Annotated in this window: 13 protein-coding genes; 8 read left to right on the top strand and 5 right to left on the bottom strand. The window is 34.3% G+C overall.

What is annotated here, in order from left to right; all coding sequences use genetic code 11:
• Window positions 1-33: 33 nt before the first annotated feature.
• The 7 genes from kdpB (at window position 34) to RM51_RS04235 (ending at window position 9,175) form a co-directional block, all read left to right on the top strand.
• Entirely contained in the window at window positions 34-2,088 is a 2,055-nt protein-coding gene (gene kdpB, locus RM51_RS04265) for a potassium-transporting ATPase subunit KdpB (protein ID WP_039365518.1), read from the top strand.
• Window positions 2,089-2,176: 88 nt separating this feature from the next.
• A complete protein-coding gene (locus tag RM51_RS04260; RefSeq protein ID WP_039365516.1) occupies window positions 2,177-2,791 on the top strand; it encodes a K(+)-transporting ATPase subunit C in 615 nt (204 codons plus the stop codon).
• Between the two features lie 20 nt (window positions 2,792-2,811).
• Window positions 2,812-4,182, top strand: a complete 1,371-nt coding sequence (locus RM51_RS04255; RefSeq protein WP_039365514.1) for an outer membrane beta-barrel protein — start codon at window positions 2,812-2,814, stop codon at window positions 4,180-4,182.
• 63 nt (window positions 4,183-4,245) lie between these two features.
• Window positions 4,246-5,322: a porin gene (locus RM51_RS04250; RefSeq protein ID WP_039365512.1), complete on the top strand. Its 1,077-nt coding sequence runs from the start codon at window positions 4,246-4,248 to the stop codon at window positions 5,320-5,322.
• 109 nt (window positions 5,323-5,431) lie between these two features.
• A complete protein-coding gene (locus RM51_RS04245) occupies window positions 5,432-6,286 on the top strand; it encodes a DUF389 domain-containing protein (protein ID WP_052248389.1) in 855 nt (284 codons plus the stop codon).
• Between the two features lie 25 nt (window positions 6,287-6,311).
• On the top strand, window positions 6,312-7,436 hold the full coding sequence (locus tag RM51_RS04240) for a histidine kinase (RefSeq protein ID WP_039366391.1): 1,125 nt from the start codon (window positions 6,312-6,314) through the stop codon (window positions 7,434-7,436).
• Window positions 7,433-9,175 carry an ATP-binding protein gene (locus RM51_RS04235; RefSeq protein WP_039365510.1) on the top strand — a complete coding sequence of 581 codons (1,743 nt, stop codon included), beginning with the start codon at window positions 7,433-7,435 and terminating at the stop codon, window positions 9,173-9,175. Before RM51_RS04240 ends, RM51_RS04235 begins: the two co-directional genes overlap by 4 nt.
• A 236-nt stretch (window positions 9,176-9,411) precedes the next feature.
• Here the strand turns inward: RM51_RS04235 and RM51_RS04230 are convergent, their stop codons facing one another.
• The 3 genes from RM51_RS04230 to RM51_RS04220 all read right to left on the bottom strand — a co-directional run bounded on the left by RM51_RS04230 (window position 9,412) and on the right by RM51_RS04220 (window position 12,364).
• On the bottom strand, window positions 9,412-11,220 hold the full coding sequence (locus RM51_RS04230; protein WP_228375773.1) for a chloride channel protein: 1,809 nt from the start codon (window positions 11,218-11,220) through the stop codon (window positions 9,412-9,414).
• 235 nt (window positions 11,221-11,455) lie between these two features.
• A complete protein-coding gene (locus RM51_RS04225) occupies window positions 11,456-11,815 on the bottom strand; it encodes a hypothetical protein (protein WP_039365506.1) in 360 nt (119 codons plus the stop codon).
• Window positions 11,816-12,007: 192 nt separating this feature from the next.
• A complete protein-coding gene (locus RM51_RS04220) occupies window positions 12,008-12,364 on the bottom strand; it encodes a hypothetical protein (protein WP_039365505.1) in 357 nt (118 codons plus the stop codon).
• A 219-nt stretch (window positions 12,365-12,583) separates the two neighbouring features.
• On the opposite strand from RM51_RS04220, the gene RM51_RS04215 reads away from it, so the two are divergent.
• Window positions 12,584-14,773 carry an outer membrane beta-barrel protein gene (locus tag RM51_RS04215; protein WP_039366389.1) on the top strand — a complete coding sequence of 730 codons (2,190 nt, stop codon included), beginning with the start codon at window positions 12,584-12,586 and terminating at the stop codon, window positions 14,771-14,773.
• A gap of 89 nt (window positions 14,774-14,862) precedes the next feature.
• Here RM51_RS04215 and RM51_RS04210 read toward each other — a convergent pair whose 3' ends face one another.
• Both RM51_RS04210 and RM51_RS04205 read right to left on the bottom strand, forming a co-directional pair.
• Window positions 14,863-15,840, bottom strand: a complete 978-nt coding sequence (locus tag RM51_RS04210) for an SDR family oxidoreductase (RefSeq protein ID WP_039365503.1) — start codon at window positions 15,838-15,840, stop codon at window positions 14,863-14,865.
• 425 nt (window positions 15,841-16,265) lie between these two features.
• A complete protein-coding gene (locus RM51_RS04205) occupies window positions 16,266-16,763 on the bottom strand; it encodes a hypothetical protein (protein ID WP_039365501.1) in 498 nt (165 codons plus the stop codon).
• Window positions 16,764-16,980 lie beyond the last annotated feature (217 nt).

The raw sequence follows: 16,980 nt of genomic DNA, 5'->3' as shown, positions 1-16,980 counted from the left end.
ACATTTTACTTTCTACTTCTAACAAATAAAAAAATGAAAGGAAATAATAACAACTTGTTTCAGGCTGATTTAGTGAATGAAGCATTGAAACAATCATTTATAAAATTACACCCTGCAAAAATGTTCCGTAATCCGGTTATGTTTATGGTGTATATCGGAACATTGGTAATGGCTGGAGTTTGTGTTTGGATTGCAGCTGGAGAAACTTCTCAGGGAAGCATTATCTATAATATCATTGTAACAGCAATATTATTTATCACCCTGCTTTTTGCCAATTTTGCAGAAGCCATAGCAGAAGCAAGAGGAAAAGCTCAGGCAGATTCTTTAAGAAAAACCAGAGAAGAAACCCCTGCAAAAATGTTCTCTTCCAACGGGGAAATTACAATAGTTCCTTCTAATCAATTAAGAAAAGGAGATGTGTTTTTCTGCGAAACAGGAGATATTATTCCTTCAGACGGAGAAATTATTGAAGGATTAGCTACAATCGATGAAAGTGCGATCACAGGAGAAAGTGCGCCGGTAATTCGAGAAGCGGGAGGTGATAAAAGCAGTGTAACCGGAGGTACGAAAGTACTTTCAGATAAAATTAAAGTAAAAGTTACCACAGAACCCGGAGAAAGCTTCTTAGATAAAATGATTGCTTTGGTTGAAGGTGCATCAAGACAGAAAACTCCGAATGAAATTGCTTTAACGATTCTTTTGGCAGGATTTACATTAGTATTTATCATTGTTACTGTTACGTTGAAGCCATTTGGTGATTACGCCAATACACCGATTACTATTGCAGCATTTATTTCATTATTTGTTTGTCTGATTCCAACTACAATTGGAGGATTATTATCAGCAATCGGTATTGCGGGAATGGACAGAGCTTTAAGAGCCAATGTGATAACAAAAAGTGGTAAAGCGGTAGAAACGGCAGGAGATATTGATGTATTACTGTTGGATAAAACAGGAACCATCACTATAGGAAACAGAAAAGCTACGAATTTTTATCCGGCCAATGGAATTGAAGAAAAAACATTGATAAAAGCAGCGGTTTTAAGTTCTATGGCAGATGAAACTCCGGAAGGAAAATCTATTGTAGAACTGAGTGAAAAGTTAGATTTTGAAGGTGTTTTAAAGAAAGAATTGGCACTTCTTACTTCTAACATCTCACCGGAGTACATCAACTTTACGGCAGAAACAAGAAGTTCGGGAATCAACTATGAAAACACACGAATCAGAAAAGGGGCAACTGACGCAATTAAAAATATTGTTACAAATTCGGGCAATCTATTTCCAACAGAGGTTGAAGAAAAAGTCAGAGTTATTTCGCAAAACGGAGGAACACCGCTCGTGGTTTCAGAAAATGAAAAAGCGCTGGGAGTTATAGAATTACAGGACATTATTAAACCGGGGATTAAAGAACGTTTTGACCGTTTAAGAAAAATGGGGATCAAAACAGTGATGGTAACCGGAGATAATCCTCTGACTGCAAAATTCATTGCTGAAAAAGCAGGAGTTGATGATTTTATCGCAGAAGCGAAACCTGAAGATAAAATGAATTACATCAAAAAAGAACAGACGGAAGGAAGATTGGTTGCCATGATGGGAGACGGGACTAACGATGCTCCGGCTCTTGCACAAGCAGATGTAGGTGTTGCGATGAACAGTGGAACACAGGCTGCAAAAGAAGCAGGAAACATGGTGGATTTGGATAATGATCCTACAAAACTGATTGAAGTGGTAGAGATCGGAAAACAATTATTAATGACTCGTGGAACGTTAACAACATTCAGTATTGCGAATGACGTGGCAAAATATTTTGCAATTGTTCCCGCGTTATTTATTGCCTCCATTCCCGCATTACAAGGGTTGAACATTATGAATCTTCATTCTCCGGAATCAGCGATTCTTTCAGCGGTAATTTTCAATGCGATTGTCATCCCAATGTTGATTCCTCTAGCGTTAAAAGGGGTGGCTTACAAACCCATCGGAGCAAGTGCACTACTAAGAAGAAACCTTTTTATATATGGTTTAGGTGGGGTTATCATTCCATTTATCGGTATTAAGATTATTGATCTTTTTGTATCACTATTTATTTAAAGTAAAAAGTAAAAAGTAAAAAGTAAAAAGTAAAAAGCAGATTACTAAACTTCACACTTTTTACTTTCAACCTCTAACATTCATCATTATGAAACAAAATATATTACCAGCGATTAAATTAACACTTTTATGTGCTGTGTTTTTCTCAGGAATTTATACACTTTTCATCTTCGGAATCGCTCAGGCAAGTCCTAATAACGGAAAAGGAGAAATCATTAAGAGTGAGAAGACTTTAGTAAACAGTGAAAAGGGGAATGGGACTTCTCACATTTCACCGAAAACATCTTACTATTACGCCAACATAGGTCAAAAATTCGATAAAGATGAATATTTCTGGTCACGTCCCTCAGCGGTAGACTATAATGCTGCAGGAGCAGGAGGAAGTAATAAGGGACCTTCTAATCCTGATTATCTTAAGACCGTCCAGGAAAGAATAGACCATTTTATAAAGCACAATCCTGAAATTCAGAAATCAGAAATACCATCGGATATGGTAACTGCGAGTGGAGGAGGATTAGATCCCAATATTTCTGTACAGGGGGCAAAAATTCAGGTAAAAAGAATTGCTAAAATCAGACATATCGATGAAAATAAAATTCAGGAATTAATAACATCTCACACAGAAAAACCACTGTTGGGATTATTCGGAACTGAAAAAATCAACGTACTGAAGCTTAACCTCGCTTTAGATGGTTTAAAATAATTAAAAAAGAAATTTTAGAAATGAAAAAAACAATGAGCCTTGCAATTACCGTATTATGCTTGGCAACCAATCAATGGGCTTTTTCTCAGAAAAAAACTGCAGATTCTGCATCTATTGAAAATGTAAAAAAAGACTCTATAATCACCCAATCTAAAATCCCGTTTGAAGGGTATGACCTTTCTTGGATCAACGGACAAAATAGACAAACTGATTTTCCGCTTACGTTAAAAGATAAAGATGGAGAAACTATTATAACCGGGGTGGCTTATGTTGATTCATATTTTAATTATGACTTTAATCGTCCAAAAGATAATACCCACAACGCTTCTTCGGCAATAGGCCGTTCCAATGAGTTTACCATTAATATGGCGAGTATTGGTTTAGAAACAAATTATAAAAATGTAATCGGTCGACTTTGGTTACAGTTTGGCCAAATGGGATCCATTGTACAAGATCTTGACGGAACGGTAAATCATGGAAAAAACACATCTACAAGCAATTTAAAATACATCCGTGAAGCTGCAGGAGGTTATCATTTTGATGTAATGCACGGTTTAAATGTTGAAGCGGGGATTTTTATGAGCTATATTGGCTTGGAAAGCTATGTTCTTAATGAAAACTGGAATTATCAACGAAGTTTAGTGTGTGATTTTACCCCTTTCTATTTTCAGGGGGCAAGGATTCAGGCGTATCCTTCTAAAAAATTTAAAACAGAAGTTTGGGTAATGAATGGTTGGCAAACCTATAATTCATGGAATACAGGATTGTCAATCGGAAACTCAAACTACTACCGTCCTAATGAAAACTTACAATTGGTTGCTAATTTTTATTTAAACGGAAAAGATACCCGAAATAATCCAGGAGTGAGAAGATTTCACCATGATAACAGTGTTGTTGCAAGATATTTTAACAGAAAAGATAGCAAAGGGATTTCGCAGGCAGCTTTCAGCTTAAATACCCATTATGGTTTTCAATCCGGTGCAGGTGTTAAAGCAAAAGATAATTATATGATAGGAACGTCTTTAGCCAATAGATTATGGTTTAATCAAAACAAATTTGCATTAACTTTAAGAGGTGATGTAATCAGCAATCCGGGAGCCTATTTGGCATTTGCGCCTTCTCCGGTAGCCAATAATGATTTTAATGATGCACTTGCAGCAGGAAAAGATCTGAAAATGTTTCAGGGAACTGCAACTTTCGATTATATGCCCAATCAGTTTTGTACTTTCAGACTGGAATATGGGTACAGAAGCAGCAATATTCCATATTTTGCAGGAAGAGAAGGCACTACAAGTCCGGACGGATGGGCAGATACAGCTGTTGAAAACTGGAGACCGGATTTGAGAAAAAGAGATAGCCGCTTGACATTAGCTGTTATTTTCAGACTGTAATTAAAAATAGTATATTCCTAGTATTAACAAATGACTCACTTACATTATCAATCAATTTTTAAAATGAATAAAAAAATACTGTGTATATTTTTACTACTAGGATTTTCAATTTTAGGATTTGCACAGGAAAAAAAATCATTAACAATTACGGGGTATGCTGAATTGTATTATCAATATGAATTCAACAATCCCCAAAATAACTCACGTCCTGCTTTTATATACAGTCATCATCGAAACAATGAAGTGAACTTAAATTTAGGGTTTATAAAAGCCAATTATGAAAATGAAAAATTCAGAGCGAATATTGCTTTGGCAGCCGGGACTTATATGAATTCCAACTATGCGGCAGAATCCGGAGTTTTAAAAAATATCTATGAAGCTAATGTAGGAGTGAAAATTTCAAAGAATAAAAATCTTTGGATTGATGCAGGAGTTATGCCTTCTCATATTGGTTTTGAAAGTGCTGTAAGTAAAGACTGTTTTACCTTAACAAGAAGTTTGTTGGCCGAAAATTCTCCTTATTTTGAGACAGGTGTTAAAATTTCTTATACGAGCGACAACGGAAAATGGTTTGTAAGCGGATTGGTTCTGAACGGTTGGCAAAGAATTCAACGTGTAGACGGAAATTCTACAGTTGCTTTCGGTCATCAGTTAACATTTAAGCTCAATGAAAAAATTACCCTGAACAGCAGCTCTTTCATTGGAAATGATAAACCGGACAGTCTAAAACAGATGAGATATTTCCACAATTTGTATGGAAGCTTCCAATTGAGCAAAAAATTTGCGTTGATTACAGGATTTGATATTGGAGCCGAACAGAAAGCTAAAGGAAGTGATCAGTACAATATTTGGTATTCACCTGTGATTATTGCTAAATATTCTCCAACAGAAAAATTAAGTTTTACTGCAAGAGGAGAATACTACAGTGATGAAAAAGGAGTCATCATTGCTACCGGAACAGAAAACGGGTTCAAAACTTTTGGATATTCTTTCAATGCAGATTATTGGATTCTTCCCAATCTGGTTTGGAGAACGGAAATCAAAAATTTAAATAGCAAAGATGAGATTTTTCTGAATAGGGATAATCGTCTTAAAAATAATAATCTTATGGCAGTGACATCACTGGCGGTAAGTTTTTAATTGTTTCCAAATTAACTAAACATCCCTGCCGAGAAATCGGTCGGGGATTTTACGATAGGATGTACAAAAATGCGTGTAAATTTTCTAACTTTCCTTAAAATATAATTGAATGAGAAGATTCGACATTTTTAAGAGATACTTAGGACAGCAGATTTACACAGCGAAAGAAGAACATGAGTGGGAAACTTATGGAGAAATAAAAGAAGGAGTCATCTTTAAAGGATTCAATCTTTGGATTTTGGGGTTTGCCATGATTATCGCATGTATTGGTCTTACTACCAATTCGATAAGTGCAGTGATTGGAGCGATGTTGATTTCTCCTTTAATGGGGCCTGTAATCGGATTCGCTTTTGGATTGGCCATTAATGATAAAAATCTTAGAATTGAAGGAGCCCGAAACTGGATTAAAATGACGATGGTCAGTTTAGCTTCGGCAACATTATTTTTCCTGATTAATCCTTTCGATCATTCCACAGAATTGTTGGAAGCATTTCAAAAAGCCTCAATTTTTGATATTTTTCTGGCTTTTTTTGGCGGATTGGCAGGTTTTATAGGGATTGTAAAAAAAGAAGGTGTAAAAATCATTGCAGGTGTCGCTATTGCTACAGCTTGTATGCCGCCACTATGTACGGCTGCTTATGGAATTGCCCACCTTGATTTTACCTATTTTATTGGTGGATTTTACTTTTACTTTATCAACTGCCTTTTTATTGGCTGGGCAACTTTTTTGCTGTCAAGGTATTTTAAATTTGAATCTATTACTAAAGAACGAGAGAAACGATCTCTGAAGAATGTACTTTTATGGGATTTGCTTTTGGTGGTCATGCTCGTTCCGGGAATATGGATCGGATACCAGAAATGGAAAATTGAAGAAGATTCTCCGCCTCAGATGACAGATTCAGAAAAAATCCAAGCATTGGAAAAACGAATAGAAAGTTTGGAACGCAATGTCAAACAAAATTAAACTTAAAATAATAAAAAAATACAATATGTCGAAAGACGGAAATTCTGCGGAAGACTTTCTTAATCTTATCAAAAATTCAAGAAGAGGAAAGTTTAAAGTATACATAGGAATGAGCGCAGGGGTAGGAAAAACGTACCGCATGCTGCAGGAAGCTCATGCCCTTTTAGAAAACGGAATAGATGTAAAGATCGGCTATATTGAAACACATAATCGTAAAGAAACCCATGCTTTATTAGATGGGTTGCCAATTATCCCCCGAAGAAAACTTTTCTACAGAGGAAAAGAGCTGGAAGAATTAGATGTTCAGGCTGTACTGAATCTCCGTCCCGAAGTGGTGATTGTTGACGAATTGGCTCATACGAACATCGAAGGCAGCAAAAACGAAAAACGTTGGCAGGATGTCATGGAAATTCTGGATTCCGGGATCAATGTGATTTCAGCAGTGAATATTCAACATATTGAAAGCTTAAATGAAGAAGTAAAAAATATTACGGATATTGAAGTCAAAGAAAGAGTTCCGGATTCTATGCTTTCTCAGGCAGATGAAGTAGTGAATATTGATTTAACTGCTGAAGAACTCATCAATCGATTAAAGGCAGGGAAAATTTATGATCAGACGAAAATTAATTCCGCGCTCAATAATTTTTTTAGATCTGAAAGTATTTTACAGCTTAGAGAGCTGGCTTTAAAAGAAGTAGCTTCACAGGTGACAAGAAAAGTAGAATCGGAAGTTACTATTCATAAAGCGATTAAAAAAGAAAGGTTTTTAGCGTGTATCAGTTCCAATGAAAAAACGGCTAAAAATGTGATCAGAAAAACGGCAAGACTGGCTAATTATTACAACAGTCAATGGTATCTTCTGTATGTACAGATTCCTCGTGAAAGTTCTGATAAAATCGCGTTGGATAAGCAGCGTCATCTGATTAATAATTTTAAATTAGCAACAGAATTAGGAGCCGAAATTATAAAAGTAGATAATCCGAATGTTGCCCATACGATCATGGAACAATGTGAAGAACGAAAAATTACGACTGTATGCATCGGAAAACCGCATTTGAACTTATGGAAAATTATTCTGGCAACAGATACTTTTAATACTTTACTTAATAAACTGTCACAGGAAAATATTGATCTGGTTATTTTATCATGAGAATTAAAACAAAACTTAATATTGGTGTAGGTCTTTTGTTCATTATGATTATCGTGCTTTCGGTATTAAGTGCATGGTACATCAATCAATTGAAACGGGATACCAATAACATCTTAGTGGCCAATTATAATACGCTGGAATATTCCAGAAATATGTTATTGGCGCTGGAGGAAGTAAATTCAGATCCATTGGCTTTTGGAGTATTTGAAAAATATTTGGACAAGCAAAGAGAGAATGTTACGGAACCCGGTGAAAGAGAAGCTACGGAAGAGGTCGTTATTCATTTTTCTGCTTTGAAAAAAGATCTTCAGAATACGTCGTTAAAGTCCTCCATCAGAAAAGACATTGCAGAATTAATGCAGCTCAATATGGCTGCCATTCAACATAAGAGCAGTATTGCCGATGAAACGGCTAAAGATGCCATTACGGTGATTTCTATTGTGGGAACGCTTTGTTTTTTAATGGCATTTATTTTAATGGTAAATCTTCCGTCGAATATTGCTGATCCGATTAGAATACTCACTGCAAGTATTAAACAGATTGCCAATCAGAATTACAAAGAAAGAGTTCACTTTAAAAGCAACAGTGAATTTGGCGAACTGGCCAGATCTTTTAATACCATGGCCGAAAAGATTCATGAATATTCAGAAAGTAAGTTGGAAAAGATCTTAAAAGGTAAAAAACGTATCGAAACACTGATCGATAATATGCAGGATCCTGTAATTGGAATTGATGAAAATAAAAAGGTTCTTTTTGTAAATGATGAAGCGTTAAGTATTACAGGACTTAAAAAAGAAGATTTTGTGGGGAAATTGATTCAGGATGTTGCTGTTACCAATGATTTGGTAAGGAATATTATCAAAGATATCATCCATCCTAATGCAAAAACCGAATCTGAACTTATGAAAATCTATGCAGATGGTAAAGAAAGCTATTTTGAAAAAGATGTGATCGATATTAATATTGTACCTACAGGAGAAGAAGAAAGTCAGTTTATAGGACAGGTAATTATGCTGCATAATATTACTCCGTTTAAAGAACTGGATTTAGCGAAAACCAATTTCATAGGAACAGTTTCCCACGAGTTTAAAACACCTATTTCTTCTATAAAGATGGGATTACAATTGCTTGAAAATGATAAGGTTGGAAACCTGAATGAAGATCAGAAAAATTTGGTGAACGGAATTAAAGATGATACCAACAGATTATTAAAAATCACGGGAGAACTCTTGAATATCGCTCAGTTGGAAAGCGGATCTATCAAGCTAAATATTAAACCTTCTGAGATTTCAAAAATAGTAGAATATGCAATAGATGCCAATAGAGCAGCAGCAGATCAGAAACAGATCAAATTTCTTGTGAATATCTCTCCTGAAGTTCACTATGTTTTAGCTGACAGTGAAAAAACGGCATGGGTTCTCAATAACTTACTTTCCAATGCTGTCCGTTATTCTTATGAAAACTCTGATATTGCGATAGAAGTCAAAAAACTGGATGATAAAGTCATGTTTTCTGTGACAGATACAGGACAGGGGATTGAACCTCAATATGTTTTAAAAGTATTTGACCGCTATTTCAGGATTCCGGGAACCAAAAAAGAAGGAACAGGATTAGGATTAAGCATCAGTAAAGAATTTATAGAATCTCAAGGCGGAAATATCTTTGTAAAAAGTGAATATGGAGCAGGAAGTACGTTTTCCTTTCTTTTAAAAGAGAATGAGAAAGGGGAAAGTATATAAAATTAGGTAACTATATACAATTTTACATTAATCCTGTTATCTCATTATTATGACTCTGTCATTCTGAATGTAATATAGTGAAATGAAGAATCTAGATTATGTATGAGATTCTTCCTTCGTCAGAATGACAATGGTGTAAGTCGCCTAAAATTAAAATTATTCCGAGAAAATATCAGCTTTTAATGGCTCATTTTCCCGGAATAGTTTTTTTATATCATCAGATCAACGATCAATATTTAATCTGAGTATTCTTTCAGCAATTGTCTGTAACTCATTAAGATTTTAGACTTAGAAATAAACCCAATGAATATATTGTTGGTATCCACTACCGGCAAATTCCAAACACCTGTGTCGTCAAAGATCTGAAGAATTTCCAAAGGACTTTCTTCCGGATGAATGATTGCAGGAGGCGTTTTCATAATCTCAGTAATGGTCATGGAAACTTTATCAATCGTAAATAAATAAGGTCTTATATCATCTAACGTTAATATTCCGCGTAATGTTTTTTGATCATCCACGATGGCGAAAATATTTTTATCTCCGTTTTTTACTAGTTCAAATAGATCATCAATAGGAGCATTCTCTTGAATAATTTGAGAATATCGATCAATAAAATCTTCAGTTTTTAAAGAAAACAATAAATTCTTATCATGTTTATTGGTAAAGATTTTTCCCTGATCAGCCATCGATTTAAGTTCCGGAGAAATAGGAGAGAACCATTTCACAATGAGATACGATAAAATAGATGCAATCATCAATGGAATGAACAAATCATATCCAAAACTAGACTCGGCAATCAAAAAAATTGCAGTTAACGGAGCATACATAACGCCACTCATAGCTCCTGCCATTCCTACCAAAACAAGATTGGTAATTGGAACGTCTGTAAAGCCAATTTGCTGACAAATAATAGCAAATAAATAACCAACAGTCCCACCTGCAAAAAGAGAAGGTGCAAAATTCCCTCCGTTTCCTCCGCTGAAAATAGTAAAAGAAGTAGCAAAAGCCTTTAAAAGAAGAACAAGAACAAGGAAAATAATAATGGTGATCTCCTTGATTTCAAAATATCTGAAAAGACTGTTTTCAATAATTTTGTGAGTATCTCCGTTGGTAAAAGCCTTTATTGTATCATAACCTTCCCCGAATAACGGTGGGAAAAGTACACACAATAAGGATAATACAGCACCACCAAACATGGCTTTTCTTAAACGGGAAATTTGTAATCCTTTTATAAAATGTTCTACTTTTTGAGAAATGATCACAAAATATCGTGCATACAATCCTGTAACAATCCCTAAAATAAGATAATAAGGCACATTACGATAATTGAAAGGCTCTCTTGTGTAAAATCTAAATAAAATATCTTCCTGAAGTAAAACTCTGGATAACAAACTTCCGCATACCGCAGCAACAACCAAAGGAATAAAGTCTGTGAATACAACCCCTGTCAATAATATTTCGAAGGCAAACATAATTCCGGCAATCGGGGCATTAAAAGCTGATGCGATTCCGGCAGTAGCTCCGGCAGCTAATAAAAGTGTACGTTCTTTATAGGTTAGTCGGTAGGTTTGCGCATAATTTGAACCGATGGCTGCACCGGTGACTGCAATCGGACTTTCCAATCCTGCAGATCCACCAAGTCCTACCGTTACGGCACTTTGAACAATTTGAGAATACATTTTAACTGAAGATACAATACTGGAATTCTGTGCGATTTCGTATAATATAGCTCCAATTCCTTTTCTGTCCTGTCCCTTAAATAAAGTAAGAACAATACTTGTCGTTAAAACAATTCCTAAAAACGGAAAAACAATGTAAAATAAGATCTGATATTCAAAATGAACTTTGGTTGTAATAAAATGGTGAATATCGTGAACCAGTGTCTTTAATATCACTCCGGCTAAACCTGCAGTACAGCCTACAAGAATTCCTGATAAAACAAGAAATTGATTTCTGCTGAGTCTGTTATTTAACCAATGAAGAATAAGTTCGTAGCTGCGTGCTTTTTCAAGTCCAAACTTCTGAAAGTCTCTTTTAAACTTCAAAAAGCTCAGTAACTTTTTTTTATTATGAATTTTCACCTGCTTAAATTTGGGAGTGTATAATCAATAGATTGTAAATGTAATGAATTATATTTTTAATGCAGAAAATAGCAAGGTATTCTTGTAATAGATCCTTCTTTCTCTGTTTGAAATTTTAAAATATAAAAACAGAAATACGATCCTAATTATACAATTATAAAAAGGATATTGATGGTTTACAAGTAAACTCTGGTGTTTATTAGTTTAGGGTATAATTAGAAATAACCAATCTTAGAATGAAGTGAACATACTCTTCCTCAACCTTTTTTCTGTTGATAAGCTTGTTTTTATATTCATATGAAGCCAAATTCTGCATAGATCTTTGGTATATTTCAAAATCTTCACCTTTTATTTTGATTCTTCCGTTACCTGCTTTAGTTTTAATTAAATCATTGTCTAACGTTCTGACTTTGAACAGGACATGATTTAATTTTGAGCGAGAACGCATCGTTCCGATATGTCTTTCAACAATATTCACTTTGAACGCATCAAATACGATGTTGTTAAAAACAATGTTAGAACCTGGTTCCTGCGTATTGAGTTCAAGTGTATAGTTCATAAATTTTCCTTTTTGCAAATTTACGCAGTAGCGGAAAAATTTCAAAATAAAAGTCCAATTCTCTTTAGAATTTTTTTTAAAATTCCAAATTTAGCTCAGAATGAGTTTTTTGAGTATTGGAAATGATGATATTATTTTCCAGAATACATGAGGTTGAGATTAATGATTAGTTTGGAAAAAACGACTGAAAAATCAATGCAAAAACTCCGAATGTTGAAGACGCACACAATACTCACTTCCCAAATACAAAGGGTTACCATGTTTTTCAGACCAAAAACCATCCAAAATATCCTTGTTGAGACAACGATATACAGCTACACCTTTATAGATTTTGTGATCATCCCCTTCATAATTAAAATTGATCACCAAAATATGGTTTTTATAAAAACCGGTACCGTTTTGTAAATGATCTCCGATAATCCACTGAGCAATGATTCTGTTATTTTCATCAAGTGATAAAGTTAATATGCCATGATAAGAAACGCTGTCTGTTTCTTCCTGATTACTACCTTGAATTGAATAACTGCCTACGAGATCCTGTATTGTCATTGATTAATTTTTAAGTTGCAAATTTATAAATCTTGTTTTGATGAAAGAAAAAGAGGTGTATTTCTATTTATTGTTGAAATTATTCTTGTTTATAAACTTATAATAGATTTTATTTTAGAAAAATTGGGAATTGAATTCTTAATATTAACTTTATTTAACGTTTTGTGGTGTAACGAATATTCCCGCATTGGTGTCTTATAGATGGAAAACATCATTTTAATGAAAAATATTATAGCGCCAATCGCTTTATTAATGGGGACTTTCGTTTTTGCCCAAGCTGAAAAAGATACAGTAGCATCAAAAATAAAAGAACAAGAAATAGAAGCAGTCACTTTTGTGGCCAAAAAACCTACTGTAGAGTCTAAAGTTGACCGTACTGTTTTTAATGTTGCGAATAGCTCTATTCTTGCGGGAAACACTACTTGGGATGTATTGCGAATGACGCCTTTGGTGAGTATTGATAATAATGATGCCATAAAAGCGGAAGGAGAAACGGTAACGGTGTACATTAATGACCGTAAAACTGTTTTTACAGGGAAAGAATTAAAAGAATATCTAAAGACAATTCCTGCCGATAATCTGATGAAGATTGAAGTGATTACGAGTCCTTCTTCACGATATGAAGCAACCGGATCGGTGATCAATATTGTTTTAAGGAAGCGTGATGATGAAGGAATGAAAGGGAGTGTGACTTTCAATAACAGACAGAATACTAAAAATTCTCAGTACAGCAATCTGAACTTAAACTATCATAAGAAAAACTTTACACAAACGCTTATTGGAAGTTATAGTGACAATACCAATGTACAGAAAAATTCAAGTCTTTATACTTTGTATGAAGATAATTCGACGACTCAGATCAATTCAAAAACGATTGGACGATACAAAAGTCCATCGCTTTCTTCCACTTCAGAATTTGAGTTAAATAATAAAAATACAGTTGGAGTTATTCTGGAATATTACCAAAGTAATTCTAGCTCTTCTTCTGATGCAGACGGATTAAAAAATATTAACGGGGAATTTGATAATTCTTATACGCAGAATCAAACCTCAAGTGGTCTTAATCGAAATCTGGGAACAAATGTTTTTTATAAATGGTATGATAAGGAAAAGAATAAAATTTTAGATGTAAACTTAGGGACAAACTACTATGGACAATCGGATGACAGTTACTACATTAAAGATATGCTTTCCGTAAATGATGGTGCATCAACGAAAGATATAGGCGTAATTACAGATACGGAAAACAGAAATTACTATGTTAAAATTGATTATACTCAACCATTAGGAAAATCAGGTGGAAACTTTGAAATTGGTGGTAAAATGGATTTTAATAATAATGTAATTCCAAATAGTTTGTACGGAAATAATTTGGGCAGCTTAAGTAAAAACGACGTTTTTCATTATGAGGATCAGATTGGTTCAATCTATGGAAACTACAGTAAGACGTTCTTCAAAAAATTAGAAACCAGAGTAGGACTTCGTTACGAGTATATTGATTATAAAATTCGTCAGGATGTTGCTGGAACTTCAAGAAAAGACTCTTACGGTAAATTCTTACCTAATATTTTAGTTAAATATTCCTTTTCAGATAAATATGATCTGAGTTTAACCTATAATAAAAATATATGGCGACCTTGGTATGCAGAATTCAATCCTTTTTTAATTCCTAATAACGATGGTTTTTACAGCCGCGGAAATATCGATTTGGAACCCAATCCAAGTGATAGAGTATATATGAAACTTGGAATTTTGAAGAAATACTTTATCTCAGCAAGATATATGTTTACCGATCAGGATTATTGGACAGATTATGTACAGGGAGATATTAAAAACTCTGAAGGAAAAGACCAGAAAATAACCATTACCCAACCGTCTAATTTTGCGGGAAAAGTTCATAAGTATTATGTGTACGCGAATACAAACCAGACCTTCTTTAAAAATAAATTTACAGTAAATCTTGGGTTAGGTTGGTATTATATCGATAACAGTGATTTTAATCAGAAAAATAAATTGGACCAAGCAAACAGTTATATCAGCTATTTGAGTGCTTCAACCAATCTTTCCTACACCAATCTTTTTAATAAAAACATTAATCTGAGTGCTTGGGTTGAAGTTTCTAACCAGAATAACGGAAACTCTACGACCAATAAGCCGAATGTTTTCCATAATATTTCTGCCACGAAAATATTCCCGAAGACTCAAATGGAAGTTAGTCTTCAGCTGATGAATATTTTCCAACGACCGAATTATGATGCAACAACATATACACAGGGAGCAACTTTCAGAAATGCCTCGAAGTGGGATTGGTACGGAGCTTCTATCTCATTTGTAAAGCGATTTGGAAACCAGAAAGTAAAAGAAAATACCAAAACCGATGTTGAAAAAAACAGTGGTGGAGGAAAATAGTTTCGTATATTTTTAATTGAAGCGGATCATGGTTATATCATGATCCGTTTTTTTATATTTAGAATACCCGTCGTTTTAGCTGGTATTAATTACTTTGAGGATTTTGTTTTGAAAAGCATATAAGACAAACCTAATCCTAAACCGGCAACAATAGCCAGAGTCGTTTTTCTTGAAGGTAAAGGGAACATCGTTTCTCCATAAATACGATGCGGTTCCGATGATGGAATTAAAACATTTCCGGAGTCATTAGGAGCTTTTTTTACCCTCATCAATACTCTCATAGCTGCGGAAGCCGTATTCATAATAGGTTTAGGAAATAATCCATAGACATTTTTGAGGATCATTGAGGTGAAATCTGGGAAAAGATCTTTTTTAGGATGTTGAGCGAGCTGTACAATACTTGCTGCTGTATCTCTCGGATCTGCTGCAAATGGTGGAATTTTAAAATCCAACCCTGAATATTTTGCAGAATGCATATTTCCCGTCGATCTTTGGATTTGTGGATAAAGATTACAGATATGAATATCAGGGAAGTCTGAAACTTCCCCATGAAGACATTCCATCATTCCACGGATTCCAAATTTGGCAGAAGAATAAGCTGCACTGTACGGTGCGGGCATAAAACCTCCGATTGAAATATTATTGATCAAAATACCTTCTTGCTGTTTTTTGAAAACAGGCAAAACACTGTAGGCACCATGCATATAACCGAACAAATTAGTTTTGATGACTTGTTCGTTAAGCTCAATGGGAATTTCTTCAAATTTTCCGCTTGCCATAACTCCTGCATTATTTACCCAGATGTCGATTCTTCCGTTGAATTGCAAAGCTTTGTTGACAAGATTCTGAACGTCTCCGGCTATAGAAACATCGGTCGGGACGCCCATTGCGGCCACATCAAGATCGCGGCATAGACTTACCGTTTCGTCAAGTCCTTCTTTTCCTCTGGCTGCAACTACAATGTTACAACCTTCCAAGGCAAATGCTTCTGCCGCTGCTCTTCCTATACCACTACTGCCTCCTGTAATCACTACGGTCTTTCCTCTTAAACTTTTTGCTGATTTCATTTTGTGGATGGTTTTTGGTTGATATGTAATAATTACCTATTATTATGCCATAAATAGATTCTTATTTTAAATTACAAAGTGAGCATTTTTATTCAGTTTACGATTAAAATTAATGATAAGCTTCGGATGGACCTGGAAAATTTTACTATTTTTTCTTAAATAATCTTAATAAATGCTAAAAAAATGGTTATGTGATTTATTTGGCACAAAATTTTAATAGAAGAATGTAACTCATGTTTAATTTGAGTTTTCATGGTTATTAGTTTTTATCCTCAGAATTTCTGAGGATTTTTTTTTGGATATACTTTAGTTTCGGAAAAAATAATTTTGAACAGATAAAAATGAAAATACAGAGCTTATTATGATTTATAATTGAATCATCATAAATCAATAGTATGGTTTTCTAATGATAAGTAAGGAATTTTTTATTTTCTTTTTATACCAATTAAGCGTAAAGCGGTTCGTGTTAAATAAATATCATGAAGACTGATAAGAGATTCCACATCCTGAAATGATAAGAAACTAAGATCAGTTTTGTTAAAAGACAATTCGATAGAGGTATTGTAAGTAGCAACAATTCTTACCCGGGAATATCCGTTGTAATCTACTTTAAACCCTTTGAATAAGCAGTGTTGTTCTGCAGCTTGATATATTCTGTATTCTTCAAACACAGAAGTATCATTCGTTTCTCCTTTGCTGTTGTGCTCCAATGTTTTCCAAGACGCGTAATTTTTAGGTTCTTTCAGTACATTCCCTTTTTCATCTACAGGAACAAACATTCCTAGATGTAAAGGCTTTTTTAGAAAGTTAGCATAGTTCTTCATCAATTTTAATGTTTGAAGATCTGCATATCCTTCGTGGGAATAATATTCTATGACGAATGTAGTCATTGGAATCAGCTTATGAGAAGCATCAGGCTGCATAATTACAAGGGCTTTTAAAAAACCAATAAAAATAGCATTTTTATTGGTTTTGTCAAGTTTGGGAATGCTATAATTTTAAAATAATTACGTTTTGGCTTTAAGTTGCTTAAAAACAATGAATTATTTCCTGATTATAAAATAAAGAATACGATGAGAAATTCTTCATATCTGTAAAATGTTTCCATTTAACCTTAAAAAGTATCAGGTTTATTTTTAA

This window comes from Chryseobacterium taiwanense (assembly GCF_000813825.1).
Lineage (GTDB): Bacteria > Bacteroidota > Bacteroidia > Flavobacteriales > Weeksellaceae > Chryseobacterium > Chryseobacterium taiwanense.
This window is presented reverse-complemented; position numbering and strand designations above follow the sequence as displayed.